At 36.8% G+C, this 24,466-nt stretch carries 21 protein-coding genes and 1 pseudogene; 4 read left to right on the top strand and 18 right to left on the bottom strand.

Annotated features, from left to right (window positions below; all coding sequences use genetic code 11):
• Window positions 1-12 precede the first annotated feature (12 nt).
• From SOI85_RS05285 to mnmE, 4 genes are all read right to left on the bottom strand, one after another.
• Window positions 13-1,116, bottom strand: coding sequence for a histidinol-phosphate transaminase (locus SOI85_RS05285; RefSeq protein ID WP_320663382.1), 1,104 nt, complete (start codon window positions 1,114-1,116; stop codon window positions 13-15).
• Entirely contained in the window at window positions 1,116-2,927 is a 1,812-nt protein-coding gene (argS, locus tag SOI85_RS05280) for an arginine--tRNA ligase (protein ID WP_320663381.1), read from the bottom strand. The genes SOI85_RS05285 and argS overlap by 1 nt, the downstream gene beginning before the upstream one ends.
• Window positions 2,927-3,808 (bottom strand): carboxylating nicotinate-nucleotide diphosphorylase, encoded by an 882-nt coding sequence (gene nadC, locus SOI85_RS05275; protein ID WP_320663380.1) that lies wholly within the window; start codon window positions 3,806-3,808, stop codon window positions 2,927-2,929. Before nadC ends, argS begins: the two co-directional genes overlap by 1 nt.
• Before the next feature lie 62 nt (window positions 3,809-3,870).
• The gene (gene mnmE / locus SOI85_RS05270; protein WP_320663379.1) at window positions 3,871-5,238 is read right to left on the bottom strand and encodes a tRNA uridine-5-carboxymethylaminomethyl(34) synthesis GTPase MnmE; all 1,368 of its coding nucleotides are present in this window, start codon (window positions 5,236-5,238) and stop codon (window positions 3,871-3,873) included.
• 72 nt (window positions 5,239-5,310) lie between these two features.
• Between mnmE and SOI85_RS05265 the strand changes: the two genes are divergently transcribed.
• The gene (locus SOI85_RS05265) at window positions 5,311-5,775 is read left to right on the top strand and encodes a DUF2062 domain-containing protein (RefSeq protein WP_320663378.1); all 465 of its coding nucleotides are present in this window, start codon (window positions 5,311-5,313) and stop codon (window positions 5,773-5,775) included.
• Window positions 5,776-5,870: 95 nt separating this feature from the next.
• On the opposite strand, the gene SOI85_RS05260 is transcribed toward SOI85_RS05265, so the two are convergent.
• Window positions 5,871-8,201 (bottom strand): RelA/SpoT family protein, encoded by a 2,331-nt coding sequence (locus SOI85_RS05260; RefSeq protein WP_414477774.1) that lies wholly within the window; start codon window positions 8,199-8,201, stop codon window positions 5,871-5,873.
• A gap of 54 nt (window positions 8,202-8,255) precedes the next feature.
• Here SOI85_RS05260 and SOI85_RS05255 point away from each other — a divergent pair, with 54 nt between their 5' ends.
• On the top strand, window positions 8,256-9,857 hold the full coding sequence (locus tag SOI85_RS05255; RefSeq protein WP_320663377.1) for an ABC transporter ATP-binding protein: 1,602 nt from the start codon (window positions 8,256-8,258) through the stop codon (window positions 9,855-9,857).
• Here the strand turns inward: SOI85_RS05255 and SOI85_RS05250 are convergent.
• The gene (locus tag SOI85_RS05250) at window positions 9,854-10,828 is read right to left on the bottom strand and encodes an RluA family pseudouridine synthase (RefSeq protein WP_320663376.1); all 975 of its coding nucleotides are present in this window, start codon (window positions 10,826-10,828) and stop codon (window positions 9,854-9,856) included. The genes SOI85_RS05255 and SOI85_RS05250 overlap by 4 nt on opposite strands.
• Window positions 10,825-11,688 carry a ribosome biogenesis GTPase YlqF gene (ylqF, locus tag SOI85_RS05245; protein ID WP_320663375.1) on the bottom strand — a complete coding sequence of 288 codons (864 nt, stop codon included), beginning with the start codon at window positions 11,686-11,688 and terminating at the stop codon, window positions 10,825-10,827. The genes SOI85_RS05250 and ylqF overlap by 4 nt, the downstream gene beginning before the upstream one ends.
• 403 nt (window positions 11,689-12,091) lie before the next feature.
• On the opposite strand from ylqF, the gene SOI85_RS05240 reads away from it, so the two are divergent.
• Window positions 12,092-13,297 carry a phosphoglycerate kinase gene (locus tag SOI85_RS05240; protein ID WP_320663374.1) on the top strand — a complete coding sequence of 402 codons (1,206 nt, stop codon included), beginning with the start codon at window positions 12,092-12,094 and terminating at the stop codon, window positions 13,295-13,297.
• A 64-nt stretch (window positions 13,298-13,361) separates the two neighbouring features.
• On the opposite strand, the gene SOI85_RS05235 is transcribed toward SOI85_RS05240, so the two are convergent.
• Window positions 13,362-14,093 carry a hypothetical protein gene (locus tag SOI85_RS05235; protein ID WP_320663373.1) on the bottom strand — a complete coding sequence of 244 codons (732 nt, stop codon included), beginning with the start codon at window positions 14,091-14,093 and terminating at the stop codon, window positions 13,362-13,364.
• Between the two features lie 56 nt (window positions 14,094-14,149).
• Here SOI85_RS05235 and murG point away from each other — a divergent pair, with 56 nt between their 5' ends.
• Window positions 14,150-15,238, top strand: a complete 1,089-nt coding sequence (murG, locus tag SOI85_RS05230; RefSeq protein ID WP_320663372.1) for an undecaprenyldiphospho-muramoylpentapeptide beta-N-acetylglucosaminyltransferase — start codon at window positions 14,150-14,152, stop codon at window positions 15,236-15,238.
• On the opposite strand, the gene SOI85_RS05225 is transcribed toward murG, so the two are convergent.
• The 10 genes and pseudogenes from SOI85_RS05225 to SOI85_RS05180 form a co-directional block, all read right to left on the bottom strand.
• The gene (locus SOI85_RS05225) at window positions 15,213-16,328 is read right to left on the bottom strand and encodes a pyridoxal phosphate-dependent aminotransferase (RefSeq protein ID WP_320663371.1); all 1,116 of its coding nucleotides are present in this window, start codon (window positions 16,326-16,328) and stop codon (window positions 15,213-15,215) included. The two genes, murG and SOI85_RS05225, sit on opposite strands and share 26 nt — an antisense overlap.
• Window positions 16,319-17,494, bottom strand: a complete 1,176-nt coding sequence (locus SOI85_RS05220; protein ID WP_320663370.1) for a quinone-dependent dihydroorotate dehydrogenase — start codon at window positions 17,492-17,494, stop codon at window positions 16,319-16,321. The genes SOI85_RS05225 and SOI85_RS05220 overlap by 10 nt, the downstream gene beginning before the upstream one ends.
• Window positions 17,495-17,534: 40 nt before the next feature.
• A pseudogene (gene rnhA, locus SOI85_RS05215) lies at window positions 17,535-17,978 on the bottom strand (ribonuclease HI); the annotation flags it as partial.
• Between the two features lie 75 nt (window positions 17,979-18,053).
• The gene (gene rplL, locus SOI85_RS05210; RefSeq protein ID WP_320663369.1) at window positions 18,054-18,449 is read right to left on the bottom strand and encodes a 50S ribosomal protein L7/L12; all 396 of its coding nucleotides are present in this window, start codon (window positions 18,447-18,449) and stop codon (window positions 18,054-18,056) included.
• Window positions 18,450-18,500: 51 nt separating this feature from the next.
• Window positions 18,501-19,028 carry a 50S ribosomal protein L10 gene (gene rplJ / locus SOI85_RS05205; protein ID WP_320663368.1) on the bottom strand — a complete coding sequence of 176 codons (528 nt, stop codon included), beginning with the start codon at window positions 19,026-19,028 and terminating at the stop codon, window positions 18,501-18,503.
• A gap of 236 nt (window positions 19,029-19,264) precedes the next feature.
• Window positions 19,265-19,969 (bottom strand): 50S ribosomal protein L1, encoded by a 705-nt coding sequence (gene rplA / locus SOI85_RS05200; RefSeq protein WP_320663367.1) that lies wholly within the window; start codon window positions 19,967-19,969, stop codon window positions 19,265-19,267.
• 65 nt (window positions 19,970-20,034) lie between these two features.
• The gene (gene rplK, locus SOI85_RS05195) at window positions 20,035-20,460 is read right to left on the bottom strand and encodes a 50S ribosomal protein L11 (RefSeq protein ID WP_320663366.1); all 426 of its coding nucleotides are present in this window, start codon (window positions 20,458-20,460) and stop codon (window positions 20,035-20,037) included.
• 114 nt (window positions 20,461-20,574) lie between these two features.
• Entirely contained in the window at window positions 20,575-21,243 is a 669-nt protein-coding gene (gene nusG / locus SOI85_RS05190) for a transcription termination/antitermination protein NusG (RefSeq protein ID WP_320663365.1), read from the bottom strand.
• Between the two features lie 42 nt (window positions 21,244-21,285).
• Window positions 21,286-21,528, bottom strand: a complete 243-nt coding sequence (gene secE / locus SOI85_RS05185; RefSeq protein ID WP_414477773.1) for a preprotein translocase subunit SecE — start codon at window positions 21,526-21,528, stop codon at window positions 21,286-21,288.
• A gap of 78 nt (window positions 21,529-21,606) precedes the next feature.
• The gene (locus tag SOI85_RS05180; RefSeq protein ID WP_320663364.1) at window positions 21,607-24,369 is read right to left on the bottom strand and encodes an ATP-dependent Clp protease ATP-binding subunit; all 2,763 of its coding nucleotides are present in this window, start codon (window positions 24,367-24,369) and stop codon (window positions 21,607-21,609) included.
• Window positions 24,370-24,466 lie beyond the last annotated feature (97 nt).

The raw sequence follows: 24,466 nt of genomic DNA, 5'->3' as shown, positions 1-24,466 counted from the left end.
TTTATTGACTATCTAATTAATCTGAAGGAATGCCTCTAGAAATTGTTTCATTTGAGGTATTGTCCCAATACTTACTCTTATTGCACCATCAATGAGGGATTTACCTTCCATACTTCTAACAAGTATCCCTTTTAGTTTTAATGATGCTGTTATTTTATTAGGGGATATATTTGGCCATATTAAAAGATAATTACCTCCATCAATATGATGATCTATTTTATTCATGCTCAATTGTTTCTTTATCCATAGCTTTGCATTTAAAACTTCTTTAATATAATTATCTACATAGGATTGATCTTTGAGAGCAGCAAAAGCTGCAGTAACTGCAAAACTATTGATGTCATATGGACCTGTTACACGATTAATTAAATTAAGAACCTCAGGGTTGCCAATTGCAAATCCAATACGCAACCCTGCGAGTCCAGCTGTTTTTGATAAAGAGCGAAGCACTATTAGATTAGGTGTTTTATTGAAGTCTGTAAAAGGTAAAATACTATCACCAGTAAATGCTTCATATAACTCATCTATTACAACTAAAGTCTTCTGAGATATTGTTGCGAGTTTGAGAATTTTTTCAGGACTAAGTCTTGTTCCAGTAGGGTTATTGGGATTACATATTACGCAAAGTTTAGGTTGTTGAGTTTCTAAAATTTTTGAGACTTCCTCAAAGGGAAAAAGAAAATTCTCTCCTTGATAAGGGACTGCATTAATTTCCATCCCTTGCATATTTGCACAAGGAGTGTAATAACCAAATGTAGGTATTGTTGTAAGGAGTTGTTCTCCAACATCACCGTAAGCATGGAAAATGGCATGAATTGCTGCATCTACTCCGTTGAAAATCCCAACTTGCTGACTTTTGATACTTGTCCGATTATGTAAATTTAGATTGTCTGCAATAGCAGCTTTGAGACCATTATATTCTGGGTAAATTGCAATGTGATTTGAAGGGATTTTTTTTAGTGCCTCAATAACTAATGGACTGGGGCCGAGTGTATTTTCATTAAAATCTAGTCTTAGTAAATCTCTACGTCCTTCTAATGGGGCTGAATAGCTATTCATGACCTCTACTTCGTTTCTAGGAAGTGGTAGTTTTGATGGATCTTGAATGGATTTCATTACATTCTTTCTAAAGTTTCGATACCAAGAAGATTTAACCCAAGTTTTAGAGTATCTGCTGTAAGACGACAAAGAACTAATCTATTAGATTTGGACGGCTCGTTAGCTTTCAAGATAGGTATTTGATCATAAAAGCGATTAAATACTTGACTCAGTTCAAATAGATAATTACATAGACGATTTGGCAATAATTCTTTTTCCACTGCAAATATGGTTTCATCAAATTTAAGTAATTCTTTGATTAGATTGATTTCCTGGGATTGACTAAATTCCATATTATCTACAAGGGTTTCCAATCTCCCACCTTTGCGTGCAATACCTGCAATTCGAACTAAGGAATAAAGGAGATAGGGAGCTGTATTTCCCTGTAAAGCAAGCATACGATCAAAACTAAACTGATAGTTAGTGACTCGATTCTGACTTAGGTCAGCATATTTTACGGAAGCAATGCCTACTGTATTTGATACATGCTCAATAAAATCCATACTTTCAGTCCGTCCCTCTGCTTTTAATCGTTTTTGAAGATCTGTTTTCGCTCGACTCACTGCTTCATTTAATAGATCTTTAAGTTTTACAGTTTTGCCAGATCGAGTTTTGAGCTTCTTGCCATCTTCTCCTTGCACTAGGCCAAATGGTACATGCTCAACATGACATTTACTTGGAATCCATTTAGCTCGTTTAGCTACTTGAAAGACTCCATAGAAGTGATTGGATTGCCCTGCATCAGTTATGTAAATGATGTAGCTTGACCCATCTCCATTGGGAGGCGTATTAAATCTATATCTTATCGCTGCCAAGTCTGTTGTTGCATAATTAAAACCACCATCACTTTTTTGAATTATTAGTGGCAAGGGTTTACCTTCTTTACTGCTAATTCCTTCCAGAAAAACACATTGTGCACCATCATCTGTAACTAGTAAATTAGCTTTTAGAAGATCATCAACTACATCTTGTAGATATGGGTTATAAAAGGACTCCCCTCTTTCTATCAGTTTGATATTAAGACGATCGTAGATTTTATTAAACTCTTTGCGAGATTGGTCACAAAGTAATTGCCAAGCTTTTAAGCTAAGCAAATCACCTTGCTGTAATTTAACGACCTCTTCCCTTGAAGACTGTTGAAACTGTTCAGAATCATCAAACTCTTTTTTGGCTTCTCTATAGAAAGTTACTAGATCTCCTAAATTGACCAGATCAGGAGTTGTAAGAGCTTTTGGAGCAACTTTCTTGAGATATGTGATTAACATCCCAAATTGTGTGCCCCAATCACCCACATGGTTTAGGCGAAGAACTTTATAACCTCTAAATTCGAGAACCCTCGCTAGTGAGTCACCAATAATTGTTGATCTCAGATGTCCTACATGCATTTCCTTCGCAATATTAGGACTTGAGAAGTCCACAATTACTGGGCCTTTAAACTTTTGGTTTTCTTGAGATGCTATAGATGGGATACCTAAACGATCATTTTCTAAGAGTTTTTTTATTTCTACAATTAGTTGACTAACTTTGATAGTTATGTTTATAAAACCAGGACCAGCAATTATTGGATATTCAAAAGCATTCAGAAACTCTTCGTTCTTTTTAAGTTGATCAATAATTGATTGTGCTATTTGTCTAGGCGGTTGTTTGATCGTTTTTGCTAATGTTAGAGCCCCATTTACTTGAAAATCACCAAACTCAGGCTTGCTAGCGGGTGCTAATAAAGGGTCAAGAGCTTTCCCGCCTGCTAATGCAGCCTTACATTCTTCAGGAAAGGCATTTTGAAGTGCCAAATCAAGTTGTTTTTTGAGACTGGATGAGAGCTCTAGCATTATTTTTGATTGTGATGTTCTTCAAAACGCATACTTAAATCTATCCATGCACTGCGAGTTATAGGTGCACTTGTTGAGATTAAATCAATACCGGTGTTGGCGTAGGTTTTTAATTCCTTGGGGTTTATTCCAGAGACCTCAATAATAATTTGATTAGAACTTCTGTTGGGATTTTTAACTTTAGCTAAATGTCTTAACCTTGGCACAAGCGTCAGTATTAATTCAGGAGACATTTCATCCAAAAGGACTCCATCTGCTCCTCCTTCTACAGCTTGTAAAGCCTGCTCAGTTGTTTCAGCTTCAACAATTATTTTTGATGTCCAAGGACAAGATTTTCGTACTGTTTGAATTGTGGTTTCGATTCCATTTGTCCATGCTAAATGGTTCTCTTTAAGCATAGCCGCATCATCTAAACCCATGCGATGGTTGATGCCACCACCACATCTTACAGCATATTTTTCTAAAACCCGAAGTCCTGGAGTCGTTTTACGAGTATCGGCTAAACGAACGTTTGTACCCTTGAGCTGCTCAACAAGAAGTGCAGTGGCTGTAGAAATTCCCGAAAGATGCATCGCTAAATTTAAACTAGTTCTTTCTGCAGCTAATAGTGCAGCAGCAGATCCTTTGAGACTCAAAATATGCTCATTGACTTTAAATTTGCACCCATCTTGAACTTTTAAGTTGACTTGTATTGCAGAATCAAATTTATGGAATAACTGTTCTACTAAAGTTCCACCACAAAAAACACCTTCTTCCTTTGCAACCCAATATGCTGAAACAATTTGATTGTCAACAGATAGTCTAGTTAGATCACCACGACCAATATCTTCATCTATCCAAAGATCTAAAAGTTTGTTGAGGGATGGAGTGAGTAAGTTCACGTTGAGAAAAAATTGGTGAAATTGGAAGTTATACTTTAAATAAAAATCACTTTAGCGAAAGTTCATTTCCCTATACAAAATCTTGAAAATATTCTATCTAGTATAGATTCTGTGATTTCCTCTCCTGATAATTCTCCTAACTTGTGTATTGCTTCTCTTAAGTCAATTGTCCAAAAGTCCCAAGGTAAATCCTGAAAAGCTAAGTCTTGTGTTCTAGCTAATGCAGATTTTGCTAGAATAGCTAAATCTAGTTGTCTTTCATTTAAACTAATTCTTAACTCCTCAATATTACTCGTTCCGCAAGCTGTTAAGATTTTAGTTATTAATTGCTCTTCACCATCACCTGTTAAAGCACTAAACCTGATATTAGGCTTGACGCTTTGCAATGGAGCAGCAATATCAGATTTATTTCCCACAATAATTTTTGGTATTTCTAATGGTATTTGATCCAGTAAATTTTGATCATCTTGACTCCAACCTCTACTTAAATCAAAAATTAAAACGATAACATCAGCATCTTTTATTGCTTGATGACTTCTTTCAATGCCTATTTTTTCTACGGCATCTTTAGAAGAGTGTATGCCTGCTGTATCAACAAGTGTGATTGGGACATCCTTAAGAACAATTCCAATCTCGACTAAATCTCTAGTTGTACCAGGAACATCTGTGACAATTGCTTTTTCAGATTTGCTTAAACGATTTAGTAATGAACTTTTTCCCACATTTGGTAATCCAACAAGGACAGCTTTTATTCCGTTGCGAACAAATGAAGTGCTTTTAGAATCATCTATAAGTACTTGTAGTTGATTCTCAACTTTATGAATTTCATTTAATAATTTTTGGGGATCAAGGGGAGGTAGCTCATCTTCAAAATCAACTCTTGCTTCAAGTTCACTTAGTTGATCAAGAAGTTGTTCTCTTAGGTGTGAAATTTTTTTATTTATTTCACCAGATATTCCAACAACAGCTAATTTCGCAGCTTTTTCACTTCGTGCACTAATTAAGTCACTTATTGCTTCTGCTTGTGTTAAATCTAGCCGACCATTTAATACAGCTCTTTCACTAAACTCACCAGGAAGTGCTCTTCGAGCTAAAGGGCTTTGTAATACTATCTGAAGGACTCTTTGAACAGCGACTAGTCCTCCGTGACAATGAATTTCAACAACGTCTTCTCCTGTAAAGCTTCTAGGAGCTTTCATGAAAAACACTAAAACTTCATCAATTATTTCTCGAGTTTCTTTATCTTGTACATGACCATAAAGAACATGATGACTTTCCCATTGTTTCGTACCAGGTATATGGACAATATTTTTTGCTACTGCTAATGCTGAATTTCCTGAAATACGTATGACAGCAATCCCACCTTTCCCTGCGGATATTGCCGTAGCAATAGCTGCGATTGTTTCTTCGGTATGGAAAGGTAAATTCATTAATTATTTACTTCAGAGTATTTCATAAACTTATCTCAGGTTGTTTCTTTTATCTTTTCATGAGGTTGTGAAATGATTCAAATTCTTATTAACTTATTTAAAAGGTCTCGTAGATTTCTTTTTTGGATATGGAGTCAAGATGGTACTTCTGCTGAGCGGGCAAGAGGAATAGGAATAGGAGTATTTTGCGGATGCTTTCCTTTTTTTGGTTTGCAAACAGGACTTAGTGTCATATTAGCAAGTCTCTTTAAGTCTAATCGCTTATTAGCAGTTGTTGGAACTTGGATTAGTAATCCGTTCACATATATACCTTTATATTGGTTCAATTATAAAATCGGCTCTATTTTTCTTCAGAATGCAAACTATTGGACAGATTTTAGAGGATTTACTCTACAAGATATTTGGGAACAAGGCTGGGTTTTAAGCAGTACACTGTTACTTGGAAGTACGGTTGTAGGAATTACTTTTGGATTACTCATAGGTTTCATCATGTACGTCCTATTGAAGGATTTTCCAATAGGAAAAAGATTGCATTGAACAAATCCAGCGTTCCTTCCAAATTATCAATTCATATAAGCTTTATTTAATTAAGCTTTCAAAGGATCCTAATTATTCTTTTACTAATTACGGTCTCAACTTATGCTAATTCGAGCAATATCGAGAACATCAGCCATAGATTTAATTTGATTAATAGTTTCTTTCAGTTGTTCGGCACTTTTGAGCTCTATCTTTAAGTCAATACATGCTGGTTTAGCATAAGAAGTTTTAACACGAGCATCACTAACATTAATTTGACTATCGGAAAGACGAAGCAATATATCTTTTAAAATACCTACTCTGTCGATAACTTCAATTCGTAGTTGCACTTCATATCGCTCATCTTTCACAAAATCTGTCTTGTTCCATTGGACTCTTAATCTCCTCTCAGTTGGAATTGAACTTACATTTATACATTCTTGCCTATGAATAGTTATGCCATGATTTCCTAATGCAACAGTACCTATAATTTCTTCTCCTGGGAGAGGATTACAACACCCTCCTAATCGATATTCAAGTCCCTCTATTCCTAGAATCGGGGATTTATTACTAGAGAGTCTTTTTGAACTTGACTGATCAGCTTGGTCTACAATCTTTTGTGCAATATCTTCATTGCTAAGAGCTATATCAGATGAAATATTCTTTAGATGGATTTCCTCCCGAAGGCGATTGGTCACTTGATGTAAAGTTATCCCTCCAAACCCAAGTGATGCTAATAAATCTTCAATTGATTTTAGATTACATCTCTCAGCAACTTTCTCCATTGATTCACTATAAAGTAGCCCATCAAAACCATCTCTTCTAAGCTCTTTCTCTAGTAAATCTTTTCCTCTCTGTATAGTCTCTTCCCTATGACTTTTTTTGTACCATTGGCGTATGCGATTCCGTGCAGTAGGCGTGGCAACAAAATTGAGCCAATCTAGGCTCGGATGTGCTGAATTGCTTGTAAGAATTTCAACAAAGTCTCCAGTATTAAGTGAAGTAGATAAAGCACAATGTTTGTCGTTAATTCTTGTTCCGTTGCAATGATTACCAACTTCCGAATGAATCCGATAAGCAAAATCTACGGCTGTCGAACCTTTTCTAAGCCCAACGACATCTCCATTAGGTGTAAATACAAATACCTCTTCTCCAAACAGATCTTCTTTGATCGAAGTTAGATAGTCATTATGATCACTATTAGCACTTTCTTGTTGCCATTCAATTAATTGTCGTAGCCAGTTGAATCGTTCAGTATTGCTTGCAGCAGGGGAACCACCTTCTTTATATTTCCAATGAGCTGCAATACCAAACTCAGCGACCTGATGCATTTCGGGAGTTCTGATTTGGACCTCTATAGGCCTATGACGACCAATGACAACTGTATGAAGTGATTGATACCCATTTGGCTTGGGAAGTCCAATATAATCTTTAAATCTGCCTGGAATGGGTCTGAAAGTGTCATGTACTACGGCTAATGCCCTATAGCAAGACTCCACATTAGGAGTGATAATTCTTAACGCTGCAACATCATATATTTCGTGAAAGGCTTTTTGTTGTCGTTGCATTTTGCTCCATATTCCATAAAGATGTTTTGGCCTACCGCTAACATCACACTTGGTTAAACCTGTTGTAGAAAGTTTCTCTTCGAGAACTCTTGTAGTCACATTCAACCTTTCTTCTCTTTCACTTCTCTTGACAGATACTGACTCCTGTATCTCTCTAAAAGAGTCAGGTTCAAGATATTTAAAAGCTAAATCTTCAAGTTCCCATTTAAATCTACCTATCCCTAGTCGATTAGCTAATGGAGCATATATTTCTCGTGTTTCTAGTGCTATACGTTCTTGTTTTTCTCTTGGTAATGAACCTACTGTTCGCATGTTATGAAGCCTGTCAGCTAGTTTGACTAGCACAACCCTTATATCACTTGCCATTGCTAAAAACATTTTTCTCAAATTTTCAGCTTGAGCCTGAGTCCTATTAGTAAAGTGTATGCCTCCTAATTTAGTTACACCTTCCACTAACTCTCTAACTTCAGTACCAAAATAACCTTCAAGCTTTTCTGGTGTTATTTCCGTATCTTCAACGACATCATGCAGTAGGCCCGCAGCAATAACACTTGGACTCGCACCAATTTCTTTAAGTAGATCAGCGACGGCTATAGGGTGACTGATATAGGGGTCACCGCTAGCCCGGAATTGACCTTGATGGAGTTCGAAAGCTAAATCAAAAGCAATTGATATTAATGTTTCTGAATGTAATGGACAAGATTCACCTAGAGTATGAGGACTACTGTTAATACAAGTTTGAAGCCAGTCTGGTAAAGGAATTTTGTAATCCTCTGACTTTTTCATGGGGTTTGCCTTAAGTTGCGGCTCGTAAGCAAATGAAGAGCCATAGGACTTTTTTCCCTGACCTAACTTGTTGATAGAGGTTGCCTCAATCATGCACTTTTGCCCATTTATTTATCTTATTCAGTTCAAGCAATCCTTGCTACATCAATGATCAATTCTTTAAAAGACCCTTTGAAAATAGATAATCTTCGTATACGTTATCCAACCAGTATGAACTGGACATTAAATGGACTGAACTTGAATATTCGACGTGGAGAGAGAGTTGCTTTAATTGGGAGTTCAGGCTGTGGGAAAAGCACCTTAGCAAAAGTAATACTCCAATTATTGCCTCCGAAGTGTACATATGAGGGGAAAGTATTTGTGGGTGGACAATCTTTAAAAGATCTAGATAAATTCACATTACAAAAATTTAGGGGAGAGTCTGTTGGATTGATTTTTCAGGATCCAATGACCCGATTGAATCCTTTGATGAGTATTGGGAACCATTTGCTAGATACTATTAATTCACATACAAAAAATAAAGACTTTAAATATAAATATGATAGAGCTTGTCAGTTATTAGATCTTGTTGGTATTGATCCTGGACTTTTTGACTCTTACCCACATGAATTTAGTGGAGGAATGCGCCAACGCCTAGGAATAGCTCTCGCGATTGCATTTAATCCTCCTTTAGTGATTGCTGATGAACCAACTACAAGTTTGGATGTTTTAATTGCAAGTCAAATTATGAGCGAATTGACTCGGCTTTGTGATGAACTTGGTACTGCGATGTTACTGATAAGCCATGATTTAGCTTTAGCGGGGAAATGGTGTCATAGGACAGCGATTCTAGATCAAGGGAAGATTGTTGAAAGTGCTCCTAGTGAAATTTTGTTGAATCAACCTCAATCATTAATCGGGAAAGAACTTGTAAAGGCTACTAAAAGTAGACAATTGAAAAGACTGAGCACTACATCTAGACATAGTATAATCCTGGAGGCCGAAAATCTCAGATGTTGGTATGCTTGTTCTGGTTGGCCTTGGCAGTTTAAATGGTTTAAAGCTGTAGATAATATAAGTTTTAAATTACTTAAGGGAGAAACCCTAGGGATTGTTGGTGCATCGGGTTGTGGAAAAAGTACATTATGCCGAGCTCTTATGGGTTTAGTGCCAATCAGAGGAGGAATTGTCAAACTAAGTGGCATAAAACTTTTGGATTCTCATCATCCTTTATTAAGGCAAAAGCGGATTGCAATTCAAATGGTTTTTCAAGATCCATTAGCCTGCTTAAATCCAAAAATGATAGTCAGCGAAGCAATTGCTGATCCATTTTTGCTTCACAAGCTGTGTAATAAATCACAAGCGAAAGAAAAAGTAAGAGAATTACTTACAGATGTAGGTCTTACACCTCCTGAGTTATTTGAAAAGAGGTATCCCCATGAATTATCTGGAGGCCAGCAACAGCGTGTAGCAATTGCTCGCTCTATTAGCTTGAGACCAAAAGTACTTATCTGCGATGAAAGTATCAGTATGTTAGATGCTGAAATACAAGTAGAAATTTTATCTTTATTGAAGTCTTTACAAAAAAGACTTGGACTTGCAATTCTCTTTGTAACTCACGATCTTTTGTTGGCTAATGGCTTTTGTGACAGGATATTTGTTATGGATAATGGTCAAATTATTGAAGAAGGTCTAAGCGAAGAAATTTTCCATAACCCTCAAAGTTCGATTACAAAAAACTTAATCAATGCTTGTCCAAAACTATCTTAATGGGTTACTTTTCTAACCCTTAGAATTTTTAGTAGACGTTCCAATTCATTAGGTATTGGTGCTTCAAAAACCATATGTTGCTCGTGAACAGGATGTACTAGACCAAGTTGTATAGCATGTAGCGCTTGCCCAGATAAAACAATAGGAAGTTTTCTACATCTACTGTAAATGGGATCTCCTAGAATTGGATGTCCTATATGCGCACAATGTACTCGAATTTGATGAGTACGCCCTGTATCAAGTTGGAACTGTACTAGGGAGTAATCATCTAGTCGCTCTACCAATTTCCAGTGAGTACATGCATAACGTCCAGATCCATCAGTAACAACAGAATACTTTTTCCTATTAATAGGATGTCGACCAATATCTCCAATTATTGTTCCTTCTGCATCTTGAAGAGCTCCATTGACTATGGCTATATACTTCCTGGATGCAATCCTTTTTTGAATTTGAATTTGTAGTTTTACAAGAGCATTCTGCGTTTTTGCAATAACAATGCATCCGGTTGTATCTTTATCGAGTCTATGAACTATTCCAGGTCTCAATTTACCTCCAATACCCGGTAAGTTTTTGCAGTGATGTAATAAACCGTTAACTAGTGTTCCATCCTTATGACCAGGAGCTGGGTGAACAGCTATTCCTGTTTGTTTGTTGACAACTATTATGTGGTCATCTTCAAAAAGTATATCTAAATTTATTTTTTCAGGTAGTAAGTATGGGAGAGGTTCGGGAGGTGGCATCCATAACTGGATCTCATCGCCATTCCTCAGTGGTGTTTTTGCTTTTCCTGTGATTTCATTAACACGTACAAATCCAGCTTCGATAAACTTTTGTATGCGTGCACGACTTTGTTCTGGTCGTTGACTTACAAGCCAGCGATCTAATCGCATAGGTAGAGGTTTATGATAATGGAGTATTAAGAGCTCCCCATCTCCTTCTCCAAAGACTTGTTGTTTGCTATCAATTATCAAGGTAATTCGAGAGAGATAAGGCCAAGTAGCACTTTCCGAAAGTCATCCAATAACCTTTGAGCCATTCTACTTGTGTCTGAAGAAGTATGGAGGGAAGCTGCTGAGATGAGCCATTCATGAACATTGTGTCTATCTAATTTGTCATCTACTCCATATCGCTCCTTTAATACATCTCTAGAAAAGCCTGAATAATTAATTAATTCTAGCTCTATTAATATTTTTAAAAATTCAATAGCTACTAACTCTGTATCATATGCAGCTTGTCCAATATCATCGCATAAAGCGAGTAATAAAGCGGCATGTTGATCATCTAATTTTGATGGCAATACTCCAGGCGCATCTAGTAAGTCGAGGTCTTGACCAACTTTTACCCATCGCAATGATCTTGTAACACCAGCTTTGCGAGCACTTGCGACAGCTTTTTTGCGTACCAATCTATTAATTAAAGCAGATTTACCGACATTCGGGAATCCTAATGTAAGAGCTCTAACAGGTCGACTTAGCATTCCCCTAGACTTTCTTCTTTCGTTTAGTTCTTCACCAGCTTGTGTAGAGGCATCTAGAATTTGTTTTACACCAGTACCTGATTTTGCATCACACCACCATGGTGTTTCGTTTTTGTCTCTAAACCATTTATCCCATTTCTTCATTGCTTCAACACTGATCATATCTCGGCGATTAATTACTAGAAGATGTTTTTTCCCTTTAATCCATTTCCCTAAGTGTGGATGAGATGTAGCTAATGGGATACGCGCGTCACGAACTTCAATAATTAGATCAACTTTTTCTAGATTTTTACTGAGTTGTTTTTCTGCTTTTGCAATGTGGCCTGGGTACCATTGAATTATCGGAGCACTCATGTCACTAATTATAGATACAGAAGGTCCACAGGAATTATTATAGAGGCTTTGATTTTTATCCTTTCTTCAAATATCTTTATTCGACTTTTAAGAATTAAAAATATATAAAGAGGATTCTATCAACCAAGATGAATCTTTAACTTTAAGGGGACATAGAGGATTAATTAGTGTACAAGTAAGTTGAAGTGTGATTGCTTTTCAATACTCTTGACGAATTGAGTTATCGTACAAAATTCTCATAAAATTATTTCAATTTTTATTTGAATACTCTTGATGAATTTCTTCAATTTTCTTGTGTTATAGGCCCTTTAGGGAATAGCCAGTTATTTTCTCTGTCTCCAAAATATACAAATGAGGCATGTGAAGCGTTATTGTCAGCCAGTTTTTAATTTTTGAGGCACCCATGGCAAAGCGTTCCCTGTCTAGTCTTGGAGCAGAGGACCTATGCGGCAAGCGAGTACTTGTTAGGGTTGATTTTAATGTTCCACTTAATGATGAAGGTGAAATAACTGATGACACAAGGATTAGAGCTGCTTTACCAACGATTAACGATCTTATAAGTAAAGGTTCGCGTGTAATTCTGGCCGCTCATTTTGGAAGGCCTAAAGGAAAAGTCAACGAAACAATGCGTTTGACACCAGTTGCTACAAGATTGGGTGAATTACTAGGCAAAACAGTTGCTAAAACTCAAAGTTGTTTTGGTGAAGCAGCTCAAGAACAAGTTCAGAAGATGTTGAATGGAGAAGTTCTTCTTCTTGAAAATGTTCGCTTTGTAGCTGGAGAAGAGAAGAACGATTCAGAGTTTGCAAAAGAATTAGGCTCTCTTGCTGATTTGTACGTTAATGATGCTTTTGGTGCAGCTCACCGTGCCCATGCATCTACAGAGGGGGTGACAAAGTTTTTAAGTCCTTGTGTTGCTGGATATTTAATGGAAAAGGAACTTCAATACTTGCAAGGTGCGATTGATGAGCCAAAGCGACCTTTGGCAGCGATTGTTGGTGGCTCCAAGGTAAGTAGCAAGATAGGAGTTCTTGAATCTCTTATAGATAAATGCGATAAGGTTTTGATAGGTGGAGGTATGATTTTTACCTTTTATAAAGCAAGGGGACTATCTGTTGGAAAGAGTTTGGTAGAGGAAGACAAGCTTGAATTAGCAAAAGAGCTTGAATTGAAAGCAAAAGCAAAAGGCGTTCAATTCCTTTTACCAACTGATGTTGTTCTTGCAGATGATTTCTCACCAGAGGCATCTAGCCAAATTTCTTCAATAGACTCAATTCCAGATGGATGGATGGGCCTAGATATTGGTCCTGATTCAGTAAGTCTTTTTCAAGATGCTTTAACTGATTGCAAAACTGTTATTTGGAATGGTCCTATGGGTGTATTTGAATTTGAAAAGTTTGCAAATGGTACTAATTCAATAGCTACAACATTGGCAGAATTAGGGAAACAAGGTTGCTGTACTATTATTGGAGGAGGAGACTCAGTTGCAGCCGTAGAAAAGGCTGGTCTCGCAGCAGCAATGTCTCATATATCAACTGGTGGGGGAGCAAGCCTTGAGTTGCTGGAGGGAAAATCACTGCCTGGTGTTGCAGCCCTTGATGATCAATAGTCAGAAAATACTTTCAATATTAATTAATTAGATATTTATATTTTATCCATATAATTCATATACTTTATTTCATTTCAGATACTACCATTATTGTTTTTGTAATTGATACTATGCCTTTCGAATGAACTATTAATGCCGCTAAAGTTTGACTACCTGGACTAAACGGTGCTTGTATGGATTTAAAAATTCCTCCTGCACTAAGAGGCAATAAATTGATATAAGGATTAAAATTTTTATTAATTTCATTTCTATCTACACTAATTAAGCCTCCTGCAATAAAATCATCTTCTAATGGATACTCTAATATGACATCAGCATCATATTTAGAACCTGTAAGTACCTTGTCAGGTATTGATATGTTAAGTTTTAACTCGCTCTTAATGCTTCTCAGTATTGCAACCTCTTTAATGATTTGATAGTTATTTATTTTTCCTTCTTCAATCGTTATAGCTATATCTTGGTTTGATTCTAATATGAATTTCTGATTATCAATCTCTCTTATACCCTTAATCAAAACATTTAAAATCAACCTTGCATCCTTATCTATTTCCTTACGCTTGATAATCCATTCCGAATCAGGGAATCGATTAAGAAAATCTTCTTTTTTTTGCGTTATCTCTAATAAAAAGGTTTTAGAAAATAAATTTTCTAAAACCTTTTTATCTTTTTTGTTTAATGCACGTTCTAGACGTTCTTCAATATTCCCAAAATCAATTTTTTGTGCATATGATGGCATATGAATGGTATTAATGCCTATTAGAAACGTGGTAAAGAGGGCTTTAAGCAAATGCTGCACTTATTTCTTCAGAAGAATATTTATAAATTAAGTTTATACGGAGGTGTTTGTTTTTCATGAAGAATCTTTTAATTGCCGCTAGTGGAACTGGCGGGCACATTTTCCCCGCATTGGCTATTGCAGAATCTTTACCTATTGGTTGGGAAATTTATTGGCTTGGTGTTACTGATCGATTAGATATTGATTTAGTTCCTAGAAAATATCATTTAAAAACCATTAGAGCTGGAGGATTACAAGGAAGTTTTCTTAATAAAATTGTCAATTCTGTAAGGTTAATTATTGCGATTAAGTCGACTGTTACGTTGATCAAAGATCGAAAAATTGACGTTATTTTTACTACAGGTGGTTATATAGCAGCTCCAACAATTGTGGCAGCTAGGCTTTGTGGAATAAAAGTAATTCTTCACGAATCCAATGCTTTCCCAGGGAAAGTAACTCGTTTCATGGGTCGTTTTGCCAATTTGATTGCGCTTGGATTTCCTACAGCCGACAAATATTTAAAAGGATGTAAGACGATTTTTACAGGGACCCCAGTTAGAAAAGATTTTTATGTTCCACAGCAATTTCCTGCTTGGGCTCCATTTGGATTAGGTCCATTAATAGTCATTTTGGGAGGAAGCCAGGGAGCAGTTGGTCTAAATCGAATGGTAAAACTTACAATCAAACATTTATTGAATGAAAATTGTCGTATTGTTCATGTAACAGGAGAGATTAAAAGCGATCAATTTCGAACTTCTAATCCTAATTACGTCGCGAGGTCATTTTCTAAAGAAATCGCTAGTTTATTTCAGCATGCTGAGTTGGTAATTAGTAGAGCAGGAGCTGGAACAATTAGTGAGCTTGCCATTTGCGGAACACCAGCAATCTTAGTACCTTTTCCATATTCTTCTGACGATCATCAGGATTTCAATGCTTCTTGTATTGCTGAGTTTGGAGGTGCTTTGCTTATTCATGAACACTCTAATTCACAAAGAGTATTATTAAAATCTGTCTTAAGATTATTGGGCAACAAACTGAGAAATAATGATCAAGAGTGTAACAATTATTTAGCTAATATGAGACAAGAAATGAGGAGTTTTTCTGCAAGTAATTCATCTAAGAAATTAGTTCAAATAGTTGTTAACTCTGTTTCAAAATCTCTCTAATAGAGTAATAGATTTTTTTATTTTCAGTCTTTTTCTGTAAACTAATTCTAAGCCAACTAGAGCTTAGATTCTTAAAGGATTGACAATCTCTTACTAGAATACCTTTGTATGCAAGACTTTTTCTTAAATAATTAAGGCATTTATCACCCTTAATTAATTGAAAGTTCACTGATGAGGGATACGAAGTTATTCCAGGAAGACTTCCTAATTTAGAAAACAACCATGGACCTTCCTTGCTTATCCATTCTTGAACTTTAGTCATCCATTTTGTTGTCAATATTTGATTCTTCATTAATACTTCCCCTGCACTAATTGCAAAACTATTAATTGGCCAAGGATCTCTCCATTCTTGCCATTCTTTTAATCTTTCTGGTGTGCTAATTACATACCCTAGTCGTAGTCCTGGAATAGCAAATAATTTTGTTAGGCTGCGAATAACAATTAGGTTTTTGTAATCATAAATCAATGGAATTAGAGAATGTTTTTCTCCTTTGCCTACTAAAGGAAGAAATGCTTCATCACAAATAACAAGTTGATGTTTTTCTAATAACGGAATTAGAGATTTAATATCCCATAACTGTCCAGTAGGGTTATGAGGATTTGTTATCCATACAACATTTGTTTCGAACTTGAGTGGGAATGAGTTGGGCTGAGATGTATCCCAACTCATTTTAAGCGGTTTATAAGTAAAACGGCCTTCCCAGCATTTAATTGCTCGTTCATAATCTGAGAAACATGGTGCAGGGAGTCCGCTTGAGCCATTGATTGAGGCATCCCGACCACACCAAGTAATTAGTTCTGCTGCGCCATTTCCAGGTAGAACCATTTCTGGCTCAATACAATGCCAATTTGCAATTTGTTTTTTTAAAGAAGAATGCGATCTATCTGGATAGGTTTTAAATCTCTCGTTATGTATATCATCGATTAGGTGATTCAGTAGTTCCTTTGGAGCTGAAAATGGAACCATTGAAGCACTTGCATCTAAAAGCTTGTGAGGTTCAATGCCGAGTTGTTTTGCTTCTTGCTCTAGATTTCCTCCATGAAGAAAACTATTCGAATTGCTTATTTGAGAATGATGTTTTATATCCAAGGTGCTTCTGTACCTATGGCATCTGAGATATTCTTGAACCCATGCCTATCAATCTGAGTTAATAGTCCCTCTAGAATCATTGGGACCAAAATAGGCCCTTCAAAAATCCAACCTGTATAAAGTTGTATTAGTGATGCGCCTGCTGCAATTCTTTCCCATGCAGACTTAGGAGTACTGATGCCTCCAACACCTATTAATTTTAAGTCTACTGAGTTGTAACGTAGACGACGTAGAACTTCTATGGCTCTACCTTGTAAAGGATCACCACTGAGTCCACCGGACTCCTTCCCAAGTTCAATACCTGTTTGAGAGATTAGTCTTTTTTCTAGTCCCAGCCTATTGAGACTTGTGTTAACAGCAACAATCCCTGCTAAACCTTCTTCACTTGCTAATTTTGCTAAACAATCAATCTCTGAATTATTTAGATCAGGAGCTATTTTTACGAGTAAAGGTGGGCAGAGTGGTATCGTTTTTAATTTCTTGATTAATCGAATTAGTTTATTGGAATCCTGAAGTTTTCTTAACCCTGGTGTATTAGGAGAACTTATATTGATTACAACATAATCAGCGAGTGATGCAAGGACTTCTAATGAAGCAGCGTAATCTTCTGGTGCTTTTTCGAGACTAGTGACTTTAGATTTTCCTAAATTTATGCCCAGAACAGTAGGTCTCAAATTACTTTTTTTAAGACCTTGTTTCTCTATTGTAAGGCCCATTTTTTTTGCACCTTTATTATTAAACCCCATTCGGTTAAGGGCACCTTTTTCTTGTGCCAAGCGAAATAAACGAGGTTTCTGGTTTCCTGGTTGTGGATGCCAAGTAACTGTGCCTATTTCTGCAAACCCAAAACCAAATGAATCCCATATTCCAGCGGCGATTCCATTTTTATCAAATCCTGCAGCAAGACCAACAGGATTATTAAAATGACAACCAAAGAGTTGTTGCTCTAATTTCACATTATGAATTTGCAAATCACGTTTGAGCTGACTTATTACTAACGAAATTCCTGGCCATTGACGATACATTGAGGCTTTACTTAGAGCCATTAAAGCAATGTCAGATAATTGTTCGGCATCAAAACCTTCGTCTTTCGCAAGTATTGGACCAATGAATTTTTTGTAAAGCTCTTGGGTATAGATGACGTTTTTTGTGAATGATTGATTCATCTCTAACTTATTTCATGCCCTTAAGGTTGATTGCAATTTTTTTCGAGAAGCTTACTGCAATTTCATCAACTCTTTCATTATCTATATCTCCACTATGACCTTTGACATAAGTTAGTGCCACGCCTTCAATTCGTGCCATATCTAATGCCTTCCATAGATCTTGGTTTAATACTGGTTTGCCAGAAGCTGTTTTCCACCCTTTCTTTTTCCATCCTTTAATCCATATATTTAATCCATCAATAAGATACTTGCTGTCAGTTTTGATAGATAGATTTGCTTGTCGATTGAGTTTGTTTAGTCTATTTAATACTTGAAGAGCAGCAAATAGTTCCATTCTATTATTTGTTGTTTTTGATTCGAAACCTCCAAATTCTTCAACACTGCCATCCTCAAAACGAATTAGTGCACCCCATCCACCTGGTCCAGGGTTGCCACTACATGCACCATCAGTTGCAGCGAGTATAGCTACTTTCTTATTATCCATAATTTTAAAAAAATAGCCGGTCTTTATCTAGACCGGCTTTTAAAATTGTAAGAGTGAAACAGTTTGTACTGATTTTTATTTCAAGGTTACTTTTCCACCGACTGCTTCTATTGCCTTTTGTAAGGCTTCCGCATCAGCTTTAGGCATCCCTTCTTTGATTGTTTTTGGAGCAGCTTCCACTAATGTTTTTGCATCTCCAAGGCCAAGACCGGTAGCATTTCTTACTTCCTTTAGTACTTTGATTTTCGCGGAGGCATCGAAGCTTTCAAGAATGACATCAAACTCTGTCTTCTCTTCAGCAGCTTCTGCGGATTCACCGCCGCCACCTGCTCCAGGTGCCGCCATGACAACCCCAGCAGAGGCTGCCGCAGATACACCAAAGGCTTCTTCTATTTGCTTTACAAGCTCAGAAGCTTCAAGGAGAGAAAGGGATTTCAGAGATTCAAGAATCTCGTCTGTTTTGGTAGACATAGTTTTAATTCAGCAGCTAATGAGAAAAAAGATAAGTCGAGAGAAATAAGATCAGCTTTGACCATTGTCGGAATGCTGATTTAGAGACCGTGCAAGACCTGAAGGCACTTCGTTGATACCAACTGCAATTTTGGTTGTAACACCATTTAATGCACCTGCAATTTGGGCCATAAGAACTTCCTTAGAAGGAAGACTTGCGATTGCTTTTATTTCATCAAGAGAAAGAAGCTTACCTTCAAAAAGTCCTCCTTTAGTTTGAGACTTCTGGGTTTCTTTTTGAAAGTTCTGAACAGCCTTCACTGCTCCTCCTATGTCACCTTTAATTAGAACAAATGCATTTGTTCCAGTTAAAAGTGAATCAAGATGAGACCATGCGGATTTTCCATCAATTGCTTTTCGCATCAAGGTGTTTTTCGTCACCTTGCAGATACCACTGGTTTCATGCAGACGTGTCCGCAGATCAGAGATCTCTTTGATAGATAATCCTTTGTAGTCAAGCACTAGTGCCATTTCTGCATCGTCAAGAAGAACTTTTAGTTCTTCTACGATCTCTTTTTTGCTCTCCAGTGTGCGGCCCATAATAATTGGATCGAATCAGGGGAAGAGTTTGGACAAGCGACCATAGCTTCTCAATTAATAGAGACGAGACCGCTGTCGATTCAATCGAATTAGAGAAAATCTTTGCGTATACCTCGGTAGGATTTATAAAACTCAGTTCGATGTTTTCACATTGAATTGAATTTATTACCTACGGTCTTTGGCTGGGCGCATGCCCATGGCTTACGCCATAACATTATTATAAAACAATGAGTTAACTATTCTTGTGTGATGTCTTGTAGAGCTGTGATATCTACTTGAACTGAAGGTCCCATTGTGGAAGTTATAAATAGACTTTTCCAATACTTACCCTTAGCGCCACTGGGCTTATTTCTATCAATACTTTCCTGAAGGGTTTTCAGATTTTCCAGAAGCGCATCTGCTTTAAAACTTGCTTTTCCAAATCGAACATGAACTATGCCTGCTCGATCAGCTCTGAATTCTAATTTACCTGCTTTAAACTCTTTTATTGCATTAGCTAGATCAGTTGTGACAGTACCTGCCTTTGGATTTGGCATAAGTCCTCTAGGACCAAGTACTCGTCCTAGTTTTGCTACTTTTGGCATCATGTCTGGAGTTGAAATGAGTAGATCAAAGTTCATTTCACCCTTATTTATAGATTCCACAAGCTCTTCTTCTCCAGCTAGATCTGCTCCAGCAGATTTTGCTTCCGCAACCTTTTCCCCTCTTGTAATCACAGCAATTCTTACCTTTTGCCCACTCCCTGCTGGCAGTACAACTGTAGTTCGTAATTGCTGGTCCGTATATTTTGGATCAATACCTAATCTCATATGAGCTTCGATTGTTTCATCGAACTTTGCATTTGCGTTTTCTTTTACAAGATTAATCGCATCAATTGGTTGATAAGCTCGATCCTCAACTTTGGCATTGAGGAGGGCCATTCTTTTAGGAGGGTTTTTCATGATTTTTGTGGGGTACAGTCGACAAAGAAGTCTCCCCCAATGGATTTCAGATTAGATTTAGGACTTTAATCGTTGATGGTAACGCCCATATTACGAGCAGTTCCTTCAATAACTTTCATCGCTGATTCAATGTTACTGCAATTTAGATCAGGTAATTTTGTTTTCGCGATTTCTTCTAGTTGAGATCGGCTGATTGAACCAACGTCACCTTTAGAAGATTCTCCAGAACCTTTACTGATTCCTGCGGCTTTGGTTATAAGAACTGATGCTGGAGGGGTTTTAGTAATAAAAGTGAAACTTCTATCCTCAAAGACTGAAATTTCTACAGGAATGACAAAACCAGCCTTGTCTTGGGTGCGCGCATTGTATTCCTTACAAAACGCCATAATATTTACACCGTGTTGCCCCAGTGCAGGGCCTACAGGAGGTGCAGGGTTTGCTTTGCCTGCTTGTAAGGCAAGCTTGATCACTGTTACTACTTTCTTGGCCATCTTCAGGAAAATTGAATAACTATGGATTGACTGACTAATTAATTAGGCAGTTTAGTTGGATTATTAGCAAACCTAACCCCTAGGCCGCCCACTAAAGGCTGTGACCTAGATAATTCAGTTTTGTTTGCTGATTTGAGAGAATTCAAGTTCTACTGGTGTCTCTCTACCAAAAATTGATAATAAAGCTTTTAACTTGCTGCGCTCACCTGATACTTCAATAACTTCGCCTTGAAAATCTTTAAAAGGCCCAGAGGTCACAATAATTTGGTCTCCTTCTGCCAAGTCCAGTTTTACAACTGTTTTCTTTTCAGCTGCTCGTTTAAATATTCTATTTACCTCTTGCCGGCTTAATGGTCTTGGCTTTATGTGACCTCTAGCTTTACCGGTAGCCCTTCTATCTTCTGCTCCAACAAAATTAATCACATTAGGTGTACTTCTAACTGCCATCATTGTGTCTTCATCAAGCACCATTCGAACTAAGACATAACCAGGAAAGACTTTTTCTTCAATAGTTTGACGGCTTCCATCTTTTTTTAATTTCACCCCAGGTGTTTGGGGAATCTCAATTTCTAGAATTTTTGTACTGACGCCAAGAGTTATAGCTCTCTGTTCGAGAGTGGCTTTCACTTTGTTTTCACAGCTTGACGCTACTTGTATGGCATACCATCTTGCTATTGAAGTTTGAGCCGATTGATTGGCTTTTGAGGAAAGATCTTCACCGTCAACGGGTGAACTTAGGTCCAATACCTCTGGTGTATTGGAAGTTGTATCAAGCTCTGTCACTGGATATAAAAGTTGAAAAGTTGTTGAGTTCAGGTATCGAATTCAGAGAAAGATTTGGGAGGCTGCCCACCCATAAAATCTGCTGATTGCAGCAATTGTGGCTGCTGAAACTGTAACCATTAAAATTACAGCTATTGATTCGCTGAAAAGTTGCTGACGAGTTGGCCATACAACTAATTTTAGCTCTTCTATTGTTGAAGCAATAAATCCTTGCTTAGGAGGAGGTAAGTCTTCCTTTTGAATGTTGGAAGGCTCTTCGTTCTGCGGAGAGGTAGATCCTGTCACTTGAAAGAAAAGATCATATTGAAAAATTGAGCAGATTTAAAAGCCTGCAAGCGCTTACATTAATTGATAGTTGATTTGTTAGTTTATCGCAATAAATTTAAAGAACTCAGAGCCTTCTCCTGGAGGCTCTATTTGAATGGCTTTTGCGTTTAAGAAATTTTCTTCTAATAATTCTGTCGCAAGAGGATTCTCAATCTTTCGTCTTAAGGCCCTTCTTAAAGGTCTTGCTCCATATTCCGGTTCATATCCGTCAGATGCTAAAAGTTCTATTGATTTTTCATCAATAAGAAGTTCTAAGTCTTGTTCTTCTAAGAGTTTTCTAAGATCAACTAGTAAAAGTCGAACAATTTGTTTTAGATCTTGACTATTTAGTGAATTAAACCTAATAACTTCGTCTATTCTATTTATAAACTCAGGACGGAATTGTTTTCTCAAAGCATTATCAATCTTTGAATTCAGATTGTCATAATGATTATCAAGATTGCCTTCATTCCCCTTATTATTTTGTGAACTTTCCAGGATATCTTTGCTTGCAAGATTACTTGTCATAACAATTATCGTATGACGAAAATCAACAGTTCTTCCTTGGGAGTCTGTTAGTCGACCATCATCAAGTACTTGCAACAAGATATTAAAGACATCCTGGTGAGCTTTTTCTATTTCATCTAATAAGAGCACTGCATAGGGTCTTTTCCTTACGGCTTCAGTTAGCTGTCCCCCTTCTTCATATCCAACGTATCCAGGTGGAGCTCCTAAAAGTCGTGCTACAGCATTCCTCTCCATAAATTCACTCATATCCAGTCTTACTAATGCTTCTTCTTCATCAAATAAAGATGTAGCTAATGCTTTCGCTAGCTCTGTTTTCCCTACCCCAGTTGGTCCTAAGAACATAAATGAACCAACTGGCCTATGCGGGTCTTTCATGCCCGCCCTTGCCCTTCTTATCGCTGCAGCTACGGCCTCAACCGCTTTGGATTGTCCAATTACTTTAGAGCCTAATTCAGACTCTAAATCTAATAACTTTTGTCTCTCTCCTGCAAGGACTTTGTTGACAGGTATACCTGTCCACCTGGCAACAACATCTGCTATATCTTCTGGTTCTACTTGATCTCGAATGAATGTAATATCGGATCTTTTGTCTGAATGAATATACTCTTGGATTTCGTATTTACGCTTAGAAACCCTATTTAGATCCTCATACTTGAGCCTTGCGGCTTCTTCAAGGTTGCCAAACTCTTCTTCTTGGGTAATTGAATTTTCTAGCTGACTTTCTTCTTGATTCAATACTTCCAGTTCTTCAATTAATATATGCTCTTTCTTCCACATTTCTTTTAATTCTTTTAATTTAATTAGTTGATTTTTTCTCTCTGTTTCCAAACGCTTCATTTCTTCGAATAATTCTTTTTTTTCATTTTCAATAATAAAAATATCTAATCGACTTATCTTAGCCTCTAAGTCTTCAATAATTTGTGGTTTAGAAGTGGTTTCTATTTTTAATTGTGCTGCTGCTTCATCTATTAGATCAATTGCTTTATCTGGTAAACAACGATCACTTATATATCTATTAGCAAGACGATTAGCTGCTATTAAAGCTTCATCAGAGATTTTAATTCCATGATGAATTTCATAGTTTTCTTTAACTCCTCGAAGAATGTCTAGACTTAATTCAAGACCAGGTTCTTTTATAAGAACTTGTTGAAATCTTCTATTTAGTGCTTGGTCTTTTTCTATTGTCCTTCTATAGTTTTCAGGAGTAGTGGCTCCAATACATCTCAACTCACCACTAGCTAATACAGGTTTCATTAAACTTCCTGCATCTGCAATTGAACGATCGTTATTTAAAATATTATGCAATTCATCAATAAACAAGATTACTCCAGTATCTGAATTGCTAACTTCTGACAGCACAGATCTTAGTCTCTCTTCAAATTGTCCTCGAAATTTTGTTCCTGCAATTAATGCTCCAATATCAAGAGAAATGAGTTTTAAACCTTTTAAAGATTCTGGAACTTCATTAGAGATTATTCTTTGTGCTAATAATTCAGCTATTGCAGTTTTACCAACTCCTGGCTCACCAATTAATACAGGATTATTCTTTCCTCTTCGTGATAAAACTTTTATAACTCTGCGTATTTCTTCGCTTCTTCCAATAACAGGATCTAGTTTTCCGGATTTTGCTGCCTCTGTTAGATCTTTCCCAAAAGCTTCTATTGAGTTTTGTTGTTGTTCCTTTTCTATATTTGTATTAACTAAGCTATTGGCTTGAGGATTGTTTTTTGTGCTGGAGGAAGAGATATTATTATTTTTTATAAGAGTTTTATTTGATTCATTTTTAGTTTCTCTAATAGAACGGACATTATTATTAGGTTCCTTTTTTACTTGTTTGTTGAATGAAGAAGGGACTGGCAAATTCCGTAATTCTGCTTCCAGTTTTTCTCTGGGAAGGCCTGCTTCTTCTAACAAAAGTTCACCAATTCTTGCATCTCTTCCAAGAGCATTGAGGATATGAGAAATCTCAATTAATCTAGAACCCCAGCTTTTTCGAAAATTATTTGCGTTTTCAAGTAAATCTTCAAGATCTTCTCCAATAAAAAGGTTTTGGCTTTTTGAAATTGGTAGCTCAGCAAGAAAGTCTTCTAAATTTTCAAGTAAATCAAAATGGTTTAAAGGTAAAACTTCAATAAATTTTTTGTAGTCCTCATTTGTAAAAAGAACTTGTAGCAAGTGTTCTACGTCAAGGTTCTCATGCCTCCACCTTTTGGCAGCTTCTTCCCCTTCCAGCAATAGGTTCCAAGCTTCGTCACTAAATCGATCTGGTTCTTGAGTGAGGCTTATGCTCATGTTCAGTAAATTTTCTCGATCAAGAATTATTCTTCATTCTCCTTCTAAATGTGCAAAATAGTGATTTTGAAATACCAGGAGTGCTAAACATCACAGA

It is taken from the genome of Prochlorococcus sp. MIT 1223 (assembly GCF_034092465.1).
In the GTDB taxonomy this organism is placed as follows: Bacteria; Cyanobacteriota; Cyanobacteriia; order PCC-6307; family Cyanobiaceae; genus AG-402-N21.
This window is presented reverse-complemented; position numbering and strand designations above follow the sequence as displayed.

Bases quoted from the DNA above. Each gene is read 5' to 3' on its own strand.
- rplA (WP_320663367.1), bottom strand. From the start codon at position 19,969: ATGAAAAACCCTCCTAAAAGAATGGCCCTCCTCAATGCCAAAGTTGAG.
- rplL (WP_320663369.1), bottom strand. From the start codon at position 18,449: ATGTCTACCAAAACAGACGAGATTCTTGAATCTCTGAAATCCCTTTCT.
- argS (WP_320663381.1), bottom strand. From the start codon at position 2,927: ATGCTAGAGCTCTCATCCAGTCTCAAAAAACAACTTGATTTGGCACTT.
- SOI85_RS05255 (WP_320663377.1), top strand. From the start codon at position 8,256: ATGATCAATTCTTTAAAAGACCCTTTGAAAATAGATAATCTTCGTATA.
- SOI85_RS05220 (WP_320663370.1), bottom strand. From the start codon at position 17,494: ATGAATCAATCATTCACAAAAAACGTCATCTATACCCAAGAGCTTTAC.
- murG (WP_320663372.1), top strand. From the start codon at position 14,150: ATGAAGAATCTTTTAATTGCCGCTAGTGGAACTGGCGGGCACATTTTC.
- ylqF (WP_320663375.1), bottom strand. From the start codon at position 11,688: ATGAGTGCTCCGATAATTCAATGGTACCCAGGCCACATTGCAAAAGCA.
- SOI85_RS05240 (WP_320663374.1), top strand. From the start codon at position 12,092: ATGGCAAAGCGTTCCCTGTCTAGTCTTGGAGCAGAGGACCTATGCGGC.
- SOI85_RS05260 (WP_414477774.1), bottom strand. From the start codon at position 8,201: ATGATTGAGGCAACCTCTATCAACAAGTTAGGTCAGGGAAAAAAGTCC.
- rplJ (WP_320663368.1), bottom strand. From the start codon at position 19,028: ATGGGCCGCACACTGGAGAGCAAAAAAGAGATCGTAGAAGAACTAAAA.
- SOI85_RS05180 (WP_320663364.1), bottom strand. From the start codon at position 24,369: ATGAGCATAAGCCTCACTCAAGAACCAGATCGATTTAGTGACGAAGCT.
- rplK (WP_320663366.1), bottom strand. From the start codon at position 20,460: ATGGCCAAGAAAGTAGTAACAGTGATCAAGCTTGCCTTACAAGCAGGC.
- SOI85_RS05285 (WP_320663382.1), bottom strand. From the start codon at position 1,116: ATGAAATCCATTCAAGATCCATCAAAACTACCACTTCCTAGAAACGAA.
- SOI85_RS05265 (WP_320663378.1), top strand. From the start codon at position 5,311: ATGATTCAAATTCTTATTAACTTATTTAAAAGGTCTCGTAGATTTCTT.
- mnmE (WP_320663379.1), bottom strand. From the start codon at position 5,238: ATGAATTTACCTTTCCATACCGAAGAAACAATCGCAGCTATTGCTACG.